This window comes from Collinsella intestinalis (assembly GCF_902364775.2).
Lineage (GTDB): Bacteria > Actinomycetota > Coriobacteriia > Coriobacteriales > Coriobacteriaceae > Collinsella.
This window is the reverse complement of record NZ_CABJEU020000001.1, coordinates 788,299-804,566: the sequence shown is the minus strand read 5'-3', so window position 1 is coordinate 804,566 and position 16,268 is coordinate 788,299. Positions and strand designations below refer to the sequence as shown.

Below are 16,268 nucleotides of genomic sequence, written 5' to 3'. Positions count from 1 at the left end.
TACCCAATAGTTAGCACTCTTACGCGTGGCAGACGCGGCTCAAAACAGGCCCTTACAGTAGGTTGCTTATCAAACCCCTTGCTTACGGGGTATTTACCAAAAAGCCCAGTATGTCAAGCTAAAATGTGATTGTTTCACCCATGGGGCGATTTATACCGATTGCCGCATTCTTGTCCATTTTGTGATGGACGAGTGATACGGTAAGTATCGTCACTGGTTCCACATGCGTCGATGCGAGTGGAACGAACGCAGCACATCTGCGTCCCCTTCCGTCTAAGTACGCATGCCGAGCCCGAGACGTTTCGTTGGTTTACGGCAGAACGCCGCGCATACGATCGGAAGGTTGAGATGGCCATCACATCGAAGACCGCCAATAAGACAGAACGCAAGGCCCAAGGACTCGCCAAGGGGCCCGATGCCACTGCACAGCCCAACCTCATACTCACGGATGACGACATCCACCTGTTCGGAACCGGCATGTGGCAGCGCGCCTGGGAGAAGATGGGCGCCCACAAAGACGTTCAGGACAACTCTGAGGGCTGGCTCTTCCGCGTTTGGGCCCCTCAAGTCTCAAGCGTGCACGTCGTCGGCGATTTCAACGACTGGGACCCCAAGGCAACGCCGCTCACGCGTGCCGCAAATAGCGATATATGGGAGACCTTCGTTCCCGGCCTTGAGCAGGGCTCGCTTTACAAGTACGTGATCGAGACCGATGCGGGGGAGCTCCTCTGGAAGGCCGACCCGTTCGGTTTCTACGCTGAGACTTGCCCCGGAACAGCATCCAAGCTCTGGGACCTCGGTGGATACACCTGGAAAGATGCCACATGGCTGAATCGCCGTGCCGAGCGTGACATCATGAAGAGCCCCCTCAACATCTACGAGGTGCACCTGGGCTCCTGGAAGCGCCATGGCAACGAGCCGCAGGGCGAGCCGCGCGAAGACGGCACCTGGCCCGGCCCCGGCGACCCGTTCCCGGCGCAACGTGGAACGTATTACACCTACGACGACCTCTCCGATGAGCTCGTGGCTTACGTCAAGAAGATGGGCTACACCCATATCGAGGTCATGCCCCTCTCCGAGCACCCCTTCGACGGATCTTGGGGATATCAGGCCACGGGATACTTCGCCGCAACCTCTCGTTACGGCACCCCCCAGCAGCTCATGCACTTCGTCGATGCCTGCCACAAGGCTGGCATCGGAGTGATTCTGGACTGGGTCCCCGGCGGTTTCTGTGCCAATGCGGAGGGCCTGGCCACATTCAATGGCCACATGCTCTTCGAACGCGAGATTCATCCCAACTGGGGCACGCATAAGTTCGACTTCTCCCGCCCCGAGGTTCGCAGCTTCCTCGTGTCCAACGTCCTCTTCTGGATCGAGCAGTTCCATGTCGACGGCATCCGCATGGATGGCGTGTCGAGCATGCTCTATCTCAACTTCGGCGTGGACAACCCGGCGGATAAGAAGTTCAACAAGTATGGCACCGAGGAGGACCTCGACGCCTCCGCGTTCATCCGCCAGGTTAACTGCGCCGTGGGCAAGGAGTTCCCCGACGTCATGATGATCGCCGAGGAATCCACCGCATGGCCCCTGGTCACCTATCCCGCAGAGGACGGCGGCCTGGGATTCCACCTCAAATGGGATATGGGCTGGATGAACGACACCCTGCACTACATGCAGTGCGACTTCCCTTGGCGCCCGGGCAACCACAACCTGCTCACCTTCTCCATCATGTACGCCTTCTCGGAGAACTTCGTCCTGCCGCTGTCGCACGATGAGGTCGTGAACGGCAAGTGCTCCCTGATCGGACGCATGCCGGGCGACGACTGGCGCCGCTTCGCCGGCCTGCGCACGCTCGCCTTCTACCAGATGACCCACCCCGGCGCCAAGCTCTCCTTCATGGGCGACGAGATCGGCCAGCAGATCGAATGGCGCTACTACGAGTCCATCGAGTGGTTCCTCGCTAAGGACTTCGACGCCACCCACGGCGCTCAGCAGCGCTTCATCGAGGCACTCAACCACTTCTACGCCAAGCAGCGCGGACTGTGGCAAAACGCCTATACCGAGCAGGGCTTCGAATGGATCGATGCCGACAACTCCGAGCAGTCCATCGTGAGCTTCGTGCGCCACGGTGATAAGCCGGCCGACGACCTGCTCATCCTGATCAACTTCGACCCGGCATCCTACGAGACCTATCGCGTGGGCACCCCGCGCGAGGGCGATTGGGAGCTCGTCTTTAATACGGACGATCCGACCTTTGGCGGATCCGGCTTCCCTGTGGTCGATATGGCCTCCTCCAAACCCGAGCCCTGGAACATGCGCGACAACTCCATCGAAATCGCCGTTCCCGGCCTCGCCGGCCTGGTCTACCGCCGTCGCCGCACCTCCTCCTACAAGCCCCCCAAGGTGGCAAAGAAGCAGCAAACGTCGAATCACGCAGCCAAGGACGAGTCCGAACCCGTCGCAAAGGCAAAGGCCGCGCCCAAACCCAGGACATCCCGCGCGAAGTAAGCAACGACCTCGGAGCACCTCGCGCCCACGATGACGCAGCCGCACGCCGGGCCGAACGTGCGTGCTCGCGACTATCACCAACCCGGCCCCTTCTCGAAAGGAAACCATGGAAAAGATCTACGAGAACAAAGAGCAGTTCATCGAGCAGTACCGCCAGCACGTGCGCGCACTGTCCGGTAAGGAGTTCGAGGATACGAGCGATATCGACCGCTTCACCGCGCTGGCCAATATGGTCGCCGGCGATGCCCGCGTCATCGCTGCCAAGACCGACGAGCGCAACCGCACCGAGGGCAAGAAGCGCGTCTACTACTTCTCCATCGAGTTCCTCATCGGCCGTCTGCTCGACAACTACCTGCTGAACCTCGGCATTCGCGACCTCGTGGCCGACGCCATCGCCGACATGGGCGGCGATCTCGACGAGATCGAGCGCCAGGAGCCCGATCCGGCCCTGGGCAACGGCGGCCTCGGTCGCCTCGCCGCATGCTTCCTCGACTCGATGGCCCACGAGGGCATCGCGGGCTACGGCAACGGCATGCGCTATCGCTACGGCCTCTTCAAGCAGGAGATCGTCGATGGCCGCCAGGTCGAAGTGGCCGACGAATGGCTCTCCAAGGGCTATCCCTGGGAGGTCAAGCGCCCCGACAAGGCCGTTCGCATCGGCTTCGGCGGCCACGTCGTCTCACGCCAGGAGGGCGACCGCACCTTCTACTCCGTTGAGGGGACCGATGACGTCCTGGCCGTGCCTTACGACATCCCGATCGTCGGTTACGGTGGCGAGACGGTCAACAAGCTGCGCTGCTGGAGCGCCGAGCCCATCGACGACCACTTCGATCTCGATGCCTTCAATGCCGGCGACTACACCGGCGCCGACCGCGACCGAGCCAATGCCGAGGCCATCTCCGCCATCCTGTATCCCAACGACGCCGGCGAGCACGGCCGCCTGCTTCGTCTCAAGCAGGAATACCTGTTCGTCGCCGCGGGTATCCGCACCCTCCTCGACACCTTTGAGCGTGAGCACGGCAAGGCCTGGAACGAGCTGCCCCGCTATGTGGCCATCCACACCAACGATACGCACCCGGCGATGTGCGGACCCGAGCTCATGCGCATCCTCATGGACGAAGAAGGCCTGACCTGGGACGACGCCTGGGAGATCGTGACGAACACGGTGTCCTACACCAACCACACCATCCTGCCCGAGGCCCTCGAGAAGTGGCCCATCTCCACCTTCTCCACCCTGCTGCCCCGCGTGTACCAGATCATCGACGAGATCAACCGTCGCTGGCGCGAGAGCTTCGACATGAGCAAGCCCGAGAGCGCCGAGCGACTGCGCGCGACTGCCGTCCTGTGGGATGGCGAGGTCCGCATGGCCAACTTGTCCGTGATCTGCAGCCACTCCGTCAACGGCGTCGCAAAGATCCACTCCGACATTCTCAAGGCGAGCACGCTCAAGGACTTCGCGGCCATGCGCCCGGAGATGTTCAACAACAAGACCAACGGCATCAGCCATCGTCGCTTCTTCGCCGAGGCCAACCCCACCTACGCCAAGCTCGTGACCGAGGCCATCGGCGACGGCTGGCTCGACGACGCCCGCGAGCTCGAGAAGCTCACCGCCTTCGAGGGCGATCCGGCGTTCCTTGAGCGCGTCGGCGCCTCCAAGCTCGCCAACAAGCAGCGCCTGGCCGACTACGTCAAGCGCGAGTGCGGCCTCACCATCGATCCGAACACGGTCTTCGACGTCCAGGTCAAGCGCTTCCACGCCTATAAGCGCCAGCTTCTGAACATCATGAAGGTCATGGACCTGTACAACCGCCGCCTCGCCGACCCGAACTTCAAGATCCAGCCCACCACGTTCATCTTCTCCGGCAAGGCGGCCTCGAGCTACACCTTCGCCAAGGAGGTGATCCGCCTCATCAACGGCGTGGCGGAGGTCATCAACAACGACCCGCGCGTCAACGACGTCATCAAGGTGTGCTTCATCCCGAACTTCCGTGTCTCCAACGCGCAGCTCATCTATCCGGCTGCCGAGATCTCCGAGCAAATCTCCACGGCCGGCAAGGAGGCATCCGGCACCTCGAATATGAAGCTCATGATGAACGGCGCCCTCACGCTCGGCACGATGGACGGCGCGAACATCGAGATCGTCGACCTCGCAGGACGCGAGAACGAGGCGATCTTCGGCCTCACCACGCCCGAGGTCGACGCGCTGCGCGCCAGCGGCCAGTACTTCGCCTGGGACGTCGTCAATTCCGACCGCGCGCGCCTCGGCCGCATCATCGACCAGCTCCTCGACGGCACCTTCGCCGGCCTCTCCGGCAACTTCGAGAGCATCCATCACGAGCTCATGTTTAACAACGACTACGACCTCGTGCTCAAGGACTTCCATTCTTACGTGGATGCCTGGGAGAGTCTCACCGCGACCTATCCGGACGCACAAGACTGGAACCGCCGCGCGCTGCACAACACCGCGATGTCCGGCTGGTTCTCATCCGACCGCACCATCCGCGAATACCGCGACGAGATCTGGCACGCGTAAAGGAGGTGCGTCGCGCCGGTAAACGGCTGGCGCATCCGCAGGGCAACGGTGGGGCGATGACGGGGCGCCACCACCGGAGACGGTAGTCCCGGGAATTGATACGCAAGTCACCAACGGATCAAGGGAGAGATTGATGGCAAGCAAAGAATGCATCGCGATGCTCCTCGCGGGAGGTCAGGGCAGCAGATTGATGGCGCTCACCTCCAAGATCGCAAAGCCCGCCGTCAGCTTTGGCGGCAAGTTCCGCATCATCGACTTCTCGCTGTCGAACTGCGCGAACTCCGGCATCGACACCGTGGGCGTGTTGACGCAGTACCGCCCCTACCAGCTGCACGAGTACGTCGGATCCGGCCGCGCCTGGGATCTCGCCGAGCACGGCAGCGGCGTGTCCATCCTGCCGCCCTACGCCACGCAGGATGGCGGCGCATGGTATGCGGGTACCGCCGACGCCATCACGCAGAACCTCGACTACATCAAGAGCCATGATCCCGAGTACGTCCTCATCCTCTCGGGCGACCACCTCTACCGCATGGACTACCGCAAGATGCTCGAGAGCCACATCGAGCACGGCGCCGACCTCACCGTCTCCGTCATGCCGGTTCCCTGGGAGGAGGCGAGCCGCTTCGGCATCATCACCGCCAACCCCGACGACGGACGCATCGAGAAGTTCACCGAGAAGCCGGAGAAGCCCGATTCGAACCTCGCGTCCATGGGCATCTACATCTTCTCGACGGACGTGCTCGTGCGCGCGCTCGAGGAGGACGCCGTCGACCAGCGCTCTAGCCACGACTTCGGCAACGACATCATCCCCAAGCTGCTCGCAGAGGGCAAGCGCCTGTACACCTACGAGTTCCACGGCTTCTGGAAGGACGTCGGCACCATCGCGAGCTTCCACGAGACCTCGATGGACCTGCTGGGCGAGAACCCCGAGTTCGACCTGTTCGACAAGTCCTTCCCGGTGATGAGCAACGACTCCACCCGTCCTCCGCACTTCATCGGGCCGGACGGCCGCGTGGATGACTGCCTGGTCTCCAACGGCTGCCGCGTCTACGGCACCGCCCGCCACTCCATCCTCTCCACCGACTGCTACGTCGGCGAGCGCGCGATCGTCGAGGATTCCGTGCTTCTGCCCGGCGCCGTCGTGAAGGACGGGGCTCACGTGGTCCGCGCGATCCTGGGCGAGAACGCCGTCGTCGAGGAGGGCGTCAAGCTCGGCAGCGTTGATATGACTAAGGACACCGCCGTCGTCGGAAACGACGTCGTCATCGGAAGGGGGGAATGATCCGATGATCAACCGCAAGGCCATCGGCTACATCACTGCCAACTACACGAGCAAGGAGCACAGCGCCCTGCTCGAGAGCCGCCCGCTCGCATCCGTCCCGTTCATGGGCCGCTACCGCCTCATCGACTTCCCGCTCTCCAACATGATGAACGCGGGGATCCGCACCGTGGGCGTCGTGCTCCCGGGCAACTACCGCTCGCTCGTCGACCACCTCGGCAGCGGCCGCGAGTGGGAACTCGATCGCAAGAAGGGCGGCCTGTTCCTGCTCCAGGGCAGCGCATACGGCACCGCGAAGAAGGGCATCCGCTTCCTACTGCGCGATATCAACACCAACAAGATGCTGTTCCAGCGCGCCAGCGAGCCCTACGTAGTGATGAGCGCGACCAACATCGTGTTCAACATGGACCTCTCCGACGTCATCGACGCCCATGAGCGCAGTGGCTCCGGCGTGACGATGATCTACAAGAAGGCCGATCGCCAGCTCGACGACGTGACGAAGCTCGAGATCGACGATAACGGGCGCGTTACCAACCTCGGTTCCGGCTGCGCCTACGGCGAGAACGAGTTCCTCGACTGCTTCATCATCAACCGTGAGCTTCTGCTGCAGATCTGCGAGGAGTACGAGACGCTCGACTACCTCGACCTGTTCGACGCCATTCGCTCTGACTTCGGTCGCATCGACGTGTGCACCTACGAGTTCAAGGGCCTCGCCGTCGGCATGTTCAGCGAAGAGACCTACTACCGTCGCAGCATGGAGATGCTCAATCCCGATGTCATGCATCAGCTGTTCACCCACAGCCGTCCCATCATGACCAAGGCGCATGACACGCCCCCGGCGAAATACAGCTCCGGCTCCAACGCGACGAACTCCTTCATATCGGCGGGCTGCCGCATCGACGGCACCGTCCGCGGCTCCACCCTTTCCCGCGACGTCGTGGTTGAGAGCGGGGCATATGTCGCGAACTCGATCATCATGCAGGGCTGCGTCATCAAGCGCGGCGCGCGCGTCGAGAACGCCATTGTCGACAAGAACAACGTCATCGAGGCCGGCACCGTCGTCAGCGGCACGCCCGACAACGTGCTCGTGATCCCCAAGGTTCCGCTCTCGAATTAACCACCCCGCAAACGCACAGGGCGCAGCTGGCCCATAAGAGCGTTACCATGGATACGCCGCCTGTGAGGTTTGACCCCCGGGCGGCGTATCCGCACGGGCGACGAGCTTGCGCCCTTCGCACACATCAAGGAGATTGGTGACCCCATGTCCGATTCCACCCCATCCAAGCTGCATGTCGCTTTTGCGAGCGCCGAGGCGGCCCCCTTCGTCAAGACCGGCGGTCTGGGCGACGTCGCGGGATCCCTGCCCCAGGCCCTCAAGGCGGCGGGCGCCGAGGTCGTGGTGCTCGTGCCCAAGTACGACACCATCGCCCAAGAGTACAAGGACCGCATGGAGCACCTATGCGACTTCTACGTCCCGCTGGGCTGGCGCAACGAGTACTGCGGCATCGAGCGCCTGAACCATAAGGGCGTCGACTACCTGTTCCTCGACAACGAGCATTACTTCAGCCGCGGCTATCCGTACGGATTCTTCGACGATGGCGAGCGATTCGCCTTCTTCTCCAAGGCAGTTGTCGAGAGCCTGCAGTACCTCCCCTACGCCCTCGATGGCTTCACCTGCGATGTGCTCCACTGCAATGACTGGCACACCGCGATGGCGCCCGTCTTCCTGCGCGAGTTCTATCAGGCGGTCCCGCTCTACCAGAACATCAAGACCGTCTTCTCCATCCACAACATCGCCTTCCAGGGACAGTACAGCGCCAAGGTGCTGAACGACATCCTGGGCCTCGCGCACATCCCGGCCGCCGCGTTCCAGCTGACCTGCGGCCCCGATGCCGTGAACTACATGCAGGGCGCCCTCAACTACACCGACGCCATCACCACCGTCTCCCCCACCTACGCCGAAGAGATCAAGACGGCCGAGTTCGGCGAGGGGCTTGACGGCATCTTACGTCGCCGCGCCCCGATTCTGCAGGGCATCGTCAACGGCATCGACACCGAGGGCTTCGACCCCGCTACCGACCCGCGCATCCCCGCGACCTTCACCTCCGAGGACCGTTCCGGCAAGGCGGTCTGCAAGGCGCGCCTGCAGGAGGAGCTCGGCCTCGAGGTTCGCGATGACCGCCCGCTCATGGTCATGGTCACCCGACTCACCCGCCAGAAGGGCATGGACCTCGTCACGTACTCCCTGGACCGCATCCTCTCCGGCGGCGTCCAAGTTGCCGTGCTCGGCACCGGCGACGCCGAATACGAGAACGCCTTGAAGTACTTCGAGGGCAAGTATCCCGGGACGATGGCGGCCCGCATCCAGTTCAACCCCGCTCTGTCCCAGCGCATGTACGCCGGCGCGGACCTGTTCCTCATGCCGTCCCTGTTCGAGCCCTGCGGCCTGTCCCAGATGATCGCCATGCGCTACGGCACGCTTCCCATCGTGCGCGAGACCGGCGGCCTGAAGGACACCGTGGCACCTTACAACCAGTTCACCGGCGAGGGCACCGGATTCTCTTTCGCCAACTTCAACGGCGACGAGATGGGCGACGCCGTGTTCCGCGCGGCACGCCTGTTCTGGGACGATCGCGCCGCCTTCGACAAGCTCGTGGGCAACGCTATGGCGGCCGACTTCAGCTGGACCCGTTCCGCCGACGCCTACATGGCCATATATCACAACCTGCGCCCCGACATCCCTCTGCCGCAGCCGGAACAGCCCAAGGCCGAGCCCGTCGAGGAAGTCAAGGTCGACGAGCCCAAAGCCAACGAGCCTGATGCCGAAGCACCCAACGTCGAGACTCCCGCAGAGGAAAAACCCGCCGCGCCGGTGAAGAAGCCGGCCGCGCGCAAGACCGCTGCCCGCAAGACCGCGACGTCGAAGAAAACGAGCACTGCCGCCGCCAAGGCCGAATCTGCAAAAACCGACGAGGCCGCGGCTGCGAAAGCCGAGCCCGCCGCGAAGGCACCCGCCAAGAAGGCCGCCACGAAGACCGCCGCAACCAAAACAACGGTAAGGAAGTCCGCGGTGGCCGTCGCCAAGCCCGCGGCCACCGCAGCCAAGGCGGCGAGCGCTAAGCCCGCCACCCCCAAGGCGGCGACTGCCAAGCCCGCTGCAGCCAAGACGGCGAGCGCAAAGCCCGCCACCGCCAAGCCCGCAGCAGCCAAGTCGGCTGCCGCCAAGGCGTCCACCGCAACTGCCGCCAAGAGCACGACGGCCAAGGCAGCCGCAGCCAAGACCCCGGCAACTAAGACGGCCGCCGTCTCAAAGGCCGCTGGGGCCAAGGCAGCCGTCCCAAAGGCAACCGCTGCCAAAGCAGCAACCGCAACCAAGTCGGCCGCCGCGGCTAAAAAGCCCGCACCTGCCGCGGCTCCCGTGCAAACCGAGCTCGAACTCGACGCCGCACCCGTGACGCCGGCCAAGCCCGCCGCAAGTGCCGCCGTAGCCCACACCCCGGCTCACGCCAAGCCGAAGATGACTCCCGCAGCCGCACCTGCGACCAAGACGGTTCCCAAGGTCGCGCGCAAGGGCAAGCGCAAGTAACCGCCCCGCGCCCTTAACCACACCTCAATCGATCGGGCCGAAAGCGCAGAGCTTCCGGCCCGATTCGCATGTTCGGCTGAATCCGCCCATCGCAACGGCGCGTGTCGGGATGCGTTTCGCATCGGAATGACCCACTGCGACTTGTATAATGAACTGGCATTATCAATACGATCAGATAGTTTCCCATGAGGCTCATTCACAATTCCCGCCGGTCCGAGTACCGCGTTCCCTTCGGCGCCGTTGTCGCCGGGACCACCGTCCACCTCGCCCTCCGCGTTGAAGATGCGGATGCCGAATTCCTCAAGGGCGAAGTCCGTACCTGGGTCGACGGCCGCGGCGAGGAGCTCATCCCCATGTCCGTGGGCGAGAGCAACACGCTCGTCGCGGACATCCCCTGCACCGAGACCTGCATCCTGTGGTACAGCTTCCGCGTCACCTGCACGGACGGCTCTCAAATCCACGTCGGCGCTCGCGATGGCGCGACCGGCGGCGAGGCCGTCATCTACACCGACCGTTGCGATGTCCCGTCTTTCCAGATCACCGTATACAAACACCGCAAAACGCGTCCTGCGTGGTATGAGCGCGGCATCGTCTACCAGATCTTCCCGGACCGCTACCGCCGCGACGGAGCCTGGCTCGAGCGCTCCCAGCCCGTCGTGGACAAACCCCGCAAGGGCCCGGGCAAGCACCTCGTCATGGATTGGGACAAGCCCCCGGTCTACGACCGCAACGATGACAAATCCATTCGCAGCTGGGATTTTTACGGCGGCTCCCTCGAGGGCATCCGCGAGGACCTGCCCCGCCTCCACGCCATGGGAGTGACCGCCATCTACCTCAACCCCATCTTCGAAGCGCAGAGCAACCACCGTTATGACACGGCGGACTACCTCACCATCGACCCGATGCTCGGCACCGAAGAGGACTTCCGCAGGCTCGCCTCCGATGCCGACAGGCTCGGGATCTCCCTCATCCTCGATGGCGTATTCAACCACACGGGAGACGACTCAATCTATTTCAACCGCTTTGAGAACTACCCCGGCAAGGGCGCATGGCAGGGCGAGGAATCTCCCTGGCATGACGCGTATTGCTGGAACGAAGACGGGACATACAGCTCTTGGTGGGGCATCGAGAACATGCCCGACCTCAACGAGAAGTCCGATCGTGTGCGCGAGCTGCTGCTCGGTGAAAACGGCGTGGTCCGCACCTGGCTGCGCGCCGGTGCACGCGGCTGGCGTCTCGACGTTGCCGATGAGCTCTCTGACGAGCTTATCGAGGACATCAAAGCAGCGGTGCTTGAGGAGCGCCCCGACGGCCTGTTGCTCGGCGAGGTCTGGGAGGACGCATCCAACAAACTTGCCTACGGCAAGCTGCGCAAATACCTGCTGGGCAACGAGCTCGACTCTGCCATGAACTATCCACTGCGCGATGCCATCCTGGGCTTCCTCGTCTACGGCGAGAACGCCTACCAGTGCGCCGAGCGCATCGAAACGCTGCGTGAAAACTACCCGCCCGAGGCGCTGGCCTGCTGCCTCAACCTGCTCGGCAGCCACGATAAGCCGCGCATCGCCTCCGTACTCGGCGGCGGCCCCGACGAGTCCCAACTGCCCGAGGAGGAGCGCGGTCGCTTCCGCCTCGACGAGAATTCTATGGGCCTGGCCAAGGGGCGCTTCTGGCTCGCCACACTCATGCAGATGACGCTTCCCGGCGTTCCCTCCATCTATTACGGCGACGAATACGCCCTCGAGGGCCTCTCCGACCCCGGAAACCGCCGCACGCTGCCCACGCCCGACGCCGTGCACGACCGCGACATGCTCAACATGGTTCGCAACACCATCATGTTGCGCCGCGCCCTGCCCTTCCTCGTTGACGGGACGCTCGATGCGTTCGCGTACAACGACGATGTACTGTGCTACCGTCGGCGCGGATCGGATGGCCAGGTCGCAAGCGTCCTCATCAATCACAGCCTGTCCGATGCGCGCTCCGTGCGCGTTCCCATCGAGGGGGATTTCGCCCTCGATCTCATCTCGGGCACCGACCTCAAGCGAGGGGCCGATGGCTGCGCAGAGGTACGTCTATGGCCACTCGGATCGGCCGTAGTGTATTCCAGCAAGGAGCAGCGCCTGCAAAAGCCGCTCGAGCGCGGCGCCGGCGTCATCGCGCATATCACTTCACTGCCCAACGCGGGTCGTGCGGGCACCCTCGGCGCGCCCGCCCGCCGCTTTATCGATCATCTCGCCGCCACCGGCCTGCGCTATTGGCAGGTCTTGCCCGTCAATCCCACAGACTCCTTTGGATCCCCCTACGCCGGACCGTCCGCCTTCGCGGGCAACCCAAATCTGCTGGAGGAAACGACCGCCGAGCTCAAACGCGCCTTCGAGCGCTTCAAGGCGGAAGGCGGCTTTACCAGCCGAGAGTTCTTCGACTTCGCCCGTGAGAACGAAAGTTGGCTCGACCCGTACTGCGCGTTCATGGCCGTCAAGGACGCCATGAACGGCACCAGCCGTCATAGCTGGCCCGAGGAACTGCGTCGCTACCATGTCGACATCTTCGCCGATGCACGCTTCGCCGATCGCGCCCGCTACCATGCCTTTGTCCAGTTCCGCTTTGAGTGCGAATGGAGCGAGATGCTCGCGTACGCGCACGAGAAGGGCATTGAGATCGTCGGTGACATCCCGATGTACGTCTCGGACGACTCGGCCGACGCGTGGAGCGAACCCGAGATGTTCTCGCTCGGCAAGGACGGCATGCCCTACGAGATTGCGGGAGTCCCGCCGGATCGCTTCTCGGCCACCGGACAGGTTTGGGGCAATCCCACCTACAACTGGGATCACATGCGCAAAGACGGATACGTATGGTGGCTTGCCCGCCTGCGCCGCTCGTTCAAGCTGTACGACCGCGTGAGGCTCGATCACTTCCTGGGCTTCCATAACTATTTTGCGATTCCCGCAGGAGGCACCGGAGCCGATGGCACCTGGATGCCGGGACCGGGCATCGAGTTGTTCCAACGTGCATTCGAGGAATTCGGACCGCTGCCGCTTATCGCCGAGGACCTGGGCATTCTCACTCCCGGCGTGCGCGCCCTTCTTGCAAGCTGCGGATTTTCCGGAATGGACGTTCTGGAGTTCGCGGACTACGATATCCGCGAGCAAATCTGGCCGCACAATGAGAAGGTCCTCTACACCTCGACCCACGACACCTCGACGCTCGTCGGGTTCTGCCAGCGGTCGTTCTGCTCGGACAGCGACGAGCACCAGGCAAAGTACCTTGCGACCGAGATCATCCGCCAGGCGCTTGACAGCCCGGCGACGCTCGTCATGATGCAGCTGCAAGACCTGCTCTGCCTTGGTGACGAGGCCCGCATGAACGTGCCAGGCGTGGCCGAGGGCAACTGGAGCTGGCAGGCCGATGAGGACTTGATCTGCGATTACGAGCGCAAGATTGCAGGGGTGCTTTCCGAGACCGGACGCGCGAGAGCATAAACCCCTCACATCGCACGAGGCTCTTTTGGGTACAGTAACCATCGTGCGAACGAATACGCCCGTGCGCAAACGGGCGCCGCGTCTCCCCTATCGGACACAACACGCGGCGCCTGCTTAGCGACGGGGAGCAACAGCAAGGAAGGATGTCATCACCATGGCACGTTATGATTACCGCTGCACGTCATGCGGAAACGTCTTCGAGGTCGAGCACGGCATGACCGAGCGCCCCGAGATCTCCTGCCCCACCTGCGGAGGCTCCGCCGACAAGGTCTTCAGCGCCAGCGGGATCAAGTTCGAGGGCTCCGGCTTTTACAACACCGACCAGCGCGGCGGCGGCTCCTGCACGAGCGCGACCAACGGCAGCTGCAGCTGCTGCCAGGGCTAAACCGTCTCATTTGGGGACAGGTACAAATTGCATCATTCGCAATAGGCCAAAAGACAATCAGCCGGGGGCAATGCCTCCGGCTGTTTTGCATTGGGCATCGAGCTTGAAGCCTCAGCCCAAAAGGTCTCAATTTGTACCTGTCCCCATTTGAGACGTGGCGACTTAGACGCGGATGAAGCGGGCGCAGAAGTGGCCGTCGAAGCCGTCCTGGTGCGGGTAGCTCTGGAAGGTCCCGATCGGAATCTCGTGTGCGGCGATGTCCTCGGCCGCGCCCGAATATGCGGAACCAGCGGCGGCAAGGGCGTCGGACAGCGGCATGGGAGCAAAGCCCTCCCCTTCCGGCGACCCGAGGAACTGGGTGACCACATGGCTGTTCTCGGCACGCAGCACCGAACACGTCGCGTAGATGAGCTGCCCGCCTGCACCGACGCGGCACGCGGCCTCACGCAGCAACTCAAGCTGAAGCTCGGGCAAGTCGCGATCGCACTCCTGAGGCGTGAGACGCCAGGGAATCTCTCCGTGGCGGCGCATGGTGCCCGTACCCGAGCACGGCGCATCCACAAACACGGTGTCGAACAGCGCGGTTCGACCCAGCTGCTCGTCATACGCGGCAAGGCACGCGTCCAAGTCGGTGGCGTCACCCGCGGCCGTAAAGATCTCCCCCAAACCCGAGCACTCGATGCGCTGCGCATTCGCCTGGCATTTACCCTCGTACAAGTCGAGCGTAACATGCTCGTGATTAAGATTGCGGCGCTTCGCATGGGCAAGCATCATGAACGTCTTGGTGCCGCGACCGGCGCCAATCTCGAGGCAAGACCCTTCGCGCGCCACCGCGGCGGCAATGAGCTGCGCGTGATAATCGGAGGCGACGGCATCCGCATGTGCGAAGGCGCACGAACGCACGAGCTCGCTCACGCAGTCGACCGCATACGCGCCGGGAAGCTCCAGCGATCGAGCGCCATCGGCGGCAAGGGCATCTTCGACGGCTTCAAAGCGCAACGGATTGACCTGCACTGCGATGGGGGCAGGCTCGAGCTGACACGCAAACATAGCTTGCGCGCGCTCTTCCCCCAGCGAGTCGACAATCCTGCGCACGAGCCATGTGGGCAGGCCGGCGCGACGGGCGCACGACACCATCGCGCGATGCTGCTCGGAAACATCCTCGGCAGTGAGGAAGGCATTCGCCCCTTCCGCCACGCGGCGCAACACGGCATTGGCGAGGCCGGCGGCCCCATGAGCGCACATGCGCGCGAGTTCCACGCCCTGGCTCACCGCGACCTGCGGCGAGGTCCCCAGGTAGAGCAGCTCATACGCACCGATACGCAACGCATCGCGCACATCGGCCGCAAGCGAACGTGGGTCGTCGAGCACGCTGTTGAGAGCGTCGTCCAGGCAACCGCTGCAACCCGTGACACCCAGTGCGAGGCGGCGCGCAAAGGCGGCATCGCGCGAGTCGAGCGAAGCGGATGCGCACACATCGGCGGCGAGCTCGCGAGCATAGCGCCCCGTCTCGCGGGCGGCGATCAAAATGCGCAGGGCAACAAGGCGCCCCGGAGACAGTTTGGCCGTCTTACTCAAGGCAACCCCATGCCCCGTCATCCTCACGCTGGCCGGCGGCCCAGGACTTGGCATCCATCTCGCGCTTGCCATCCGGCTTGATCGAGATGAGCTCAAACGAGCCATCGGCGCAACCCATATAGACACGCCCGCCCTTCACGGTGAACGAGCCGGCTACCGCACTGGGCGAGACGGCATCAACGGCTGCGGCGCGCATCACGCGCACGGGCTTGCCGGCGATCACGCAGCGCGCGGGCGCCGCGTTGGAGGAGGCCATGACACGGCGGATGTTCTCCAGGGCCCCGGCGGCCGGATCGAGGCGCAGCTCCGCCTTGGCGATCTTAGCGGCATGCGTCACGAGTGACTCGTCCTGCTCGGTCCAGACGGCCGAACCGTCCGCGATGGCGGGCAGCGTGCTCACCAGCAAATCGCCACCGAGCTCGGCCAGCTCGACCGTCAGCTCGTCGGCGGACTTACCGGGGACCGCGCAACTCGCCTGGGCGCAATACGCACCCGTGTCCACGCCGTGGCCGATGCGCATGATGGACACGCCGGTCTCGGCGTCGCCCTCCAGGATGGAACGCTGGATGGGGGCCGCACCGCGCCAACGCGGAAGCAGCGACGCATGAACGTTCACGCAGCCCAGAGGCGCCATGGTGAGCACCTCATCGGGCAGGATGCAGCCGTAGGCGGCAACGCAAAAGATCTCGGGCTCGGCGGCGCGCAGGGTGTCGAGGACCTCGGGCGTCATGCGATTGGCCTCCATCACGGGCAGATCGAGCTCGAGTGCGGCCTCCTTCACCGGCGACGGCTCGAGCTTCTTGCCGCGCGAGCGCACGGCGTCCGGACGCGTGAGCACCAGGGCGATCTCGTGAGCCGCAGCGAGCTTGCGCAGGGACGGAACGGCGAAGGCGGGCGTACCCATAAAGACGACGCGCATG

9 protein-coding genes are annotated in these 16,268 nt (G+C 63.7%); 7 read left to right on the top strand and 2 right to left on the bottom strand.

Annotation, left to right across the window (positions count from 1 at the left end; genetic code table 11):
- Positions 1 to 348: 348 nt before the first annotated feature.
- The 7 genes from glgB to FY258_RS03365 all read left to right on the top strand — a co-directional run bounded on the left by glgB (position 349) and on the right by FY258_RS03365 (position 13,770).
- Positions 349 to 2,508 (top strand): 1,4-alpha-glucan branching protein GlgB, encoded by a 2,160-nt coding sequence (gene glgB / locus FY258_RS03395; protein ID WP_259324427.1) that lies wholly within the window; start codon positions 349 to 351, stop codon positions 2,506 to 2,508.
- A 106-nt stretch (positions 2,509 to 2,614) separates the two neighbouring features.
- Positions 2,615 to 5,041, top strand: a complete 2,427-nt coding sequence (locus FY258_RS03390; RefSeq protein WP_118103126.1) for a glycogen/starch/alpha-glucan phosphorylase — start codon at positions 2,615 to 2,617, stop codon at positions 5,039 to 5,041.
- Between the two features lie 133 nt (positions 5,042 to 5,174).
- Entirely contained in the window at positions 5,175 to 6,323 is a 1,149-nt protein-coding gene (locus FY258_RS03385) for a glucose-1-phosphate adenylyltransferase (protein WP_118103124.1), read from the top strand.
- A gap of 4 nt (positions 6,324 to 6,327) precedes the next feature.
- Positions 6,328 to 7,437 (top strand): glucose-1-phosphate adenylyltransferase subunit GlgD, encoded by a 1,110-nt coding sequence (glgD, locus tag FY258_RS03380; RefSeq protein WP_118103122.1) that lies wholly within the window; start codon positions 6,328 to 6,330, stop codon positions 7,435 to 7,437.
- A 144-nt stretch (positions 7,438 to 7,581) separates the two neighbouring features.
- On the top strand, positions 7,582 to 9,906 hold the full coding sequence (gene glgA, locus FY258_RS03375) for a glycogen synthase GlgA (protein ID WP_118103120.1): 2,325 nt from the start codon (positions 7,582 to 7,584) through the stop codon (positions 9,904 to 9,906).
- A gap of 185 nt (positions 9,907 to 10,091) precedes the next feature.
- The gene (locus FY258_RS03370; protein WP_118103118.1) at positions 10,092 to 13,385 is read left to right on the top strand and encodes a 4-alpha-glucanotransferase; all 3,294 of its coding nucleotides are present in this window, start codon (positions 10,092 to 10,094) and stop codon (positions 13,383 to 13,385) included.
- A 154-nt stretch (positions 13,386 to 13,539) separates the two neighbouring features.
- On the top strand, positions 13,540 to 13,770 hold the full coding sequence (locus FY258_RS03365) for an FmdB family zinc ribbon protein (protein WP_118103116.1): 231 nt from the start codon (positions 13,540 to 13,542) through the stop codon (positions 13,768 to 13,770).
- 162 nt (positions 13,771 to 13,932) lie between these two features.
- Here the strand turns inward: FY258_RS03365 and FY258_RS03360 are convergent, their stop codons facing one another.
- Together FY258_RS03360 and fmt are read right to left on the bottom strand one after the other, a co-directional pair.
- Positions 13,933 to 15,348 (bottom strand): RsmB/NOP family class I SAM-dependent RNA methyltransferase, encoded by a 1,416-nt coding sequence (locus tag FY258_RS03360; RefSeq protein ID WP_182279397.1) that lies wholly within the window; start codon positions 15,346 to 15,348, stop codon positions 13,933 to 13,935.
- Positions 15,341 to 16,267 (bottom strand): methionyl-tRNA formyltransferase, encoded by a 927-nt coding sequence (gene fmt / locus FY258_RS03355; protein WP_118103112.1) that lies wholly within the window; start codon positions 16,265 to 16,267, stop codon positions 15,341 to 15,343. Before fmt ends, FY258_RS03360 begins: the two co-directional genes overlap by 8 nt.
- Position 16,268: the final 1 nt, after the last annotated feature.

Bases quoted from the DNA above. Each gene is read 5' to 3' on its own strand.
- glgB (WP_259324427.1), top strand. From the start codon at position 349: ATGGCCATCACATCGAAGACCGCCAATAAGACAGAACGCAAGGCCCAA.
- FY258_RS03365 (WP_118103116.1), top strand. From the start codon at position 13,540: ATGGCACGTTATGATTACCGCTGCACGTCATGCGGAAACGTCTTCGAG.
- FY258_RS03385 (WP_118103124.1), top strand. From the start codon at position 5,175: ATGGCAAGCAAAGAATGCATCGCGATGCTCCTCGCGGGAGGTCAGGGC.
- glgA (WP_118103120.1), top strand. From the start codon at position 7,582: ATGTCCGATTCCACCCCATCCAAGCTGCATGTCGCTTTTGCGAGCGCC.
- glgD (WP_118103122.1), top strand. From the start codon at position 6,328: ATGATCAACCGCAAGGCCATCGGCTACATCACTGCCAACTACACGAGC.
- FY258_RS03370 (WP_118103118.1), top strand. From the start codon at position 10,092: ATGAGGCTCATTCACAATTCCCGCCGGTCCGAGTACCGCGTTCCCTTC.
- FY258_RS03390 (WP_118103126.1), top strand. From the start codon at position 2,615: ATGGAAAAGATCTACGAGAACAAAGAGCAGTTCATCGAGCAGTACCGC.
- fmt (WP_118103112.1), bottom strand. From the start codon at position 16,267: ATGCGCGTCGTCTTTATGGGTACGCCCGCCTTCGCCGTTCCGTCCCTG.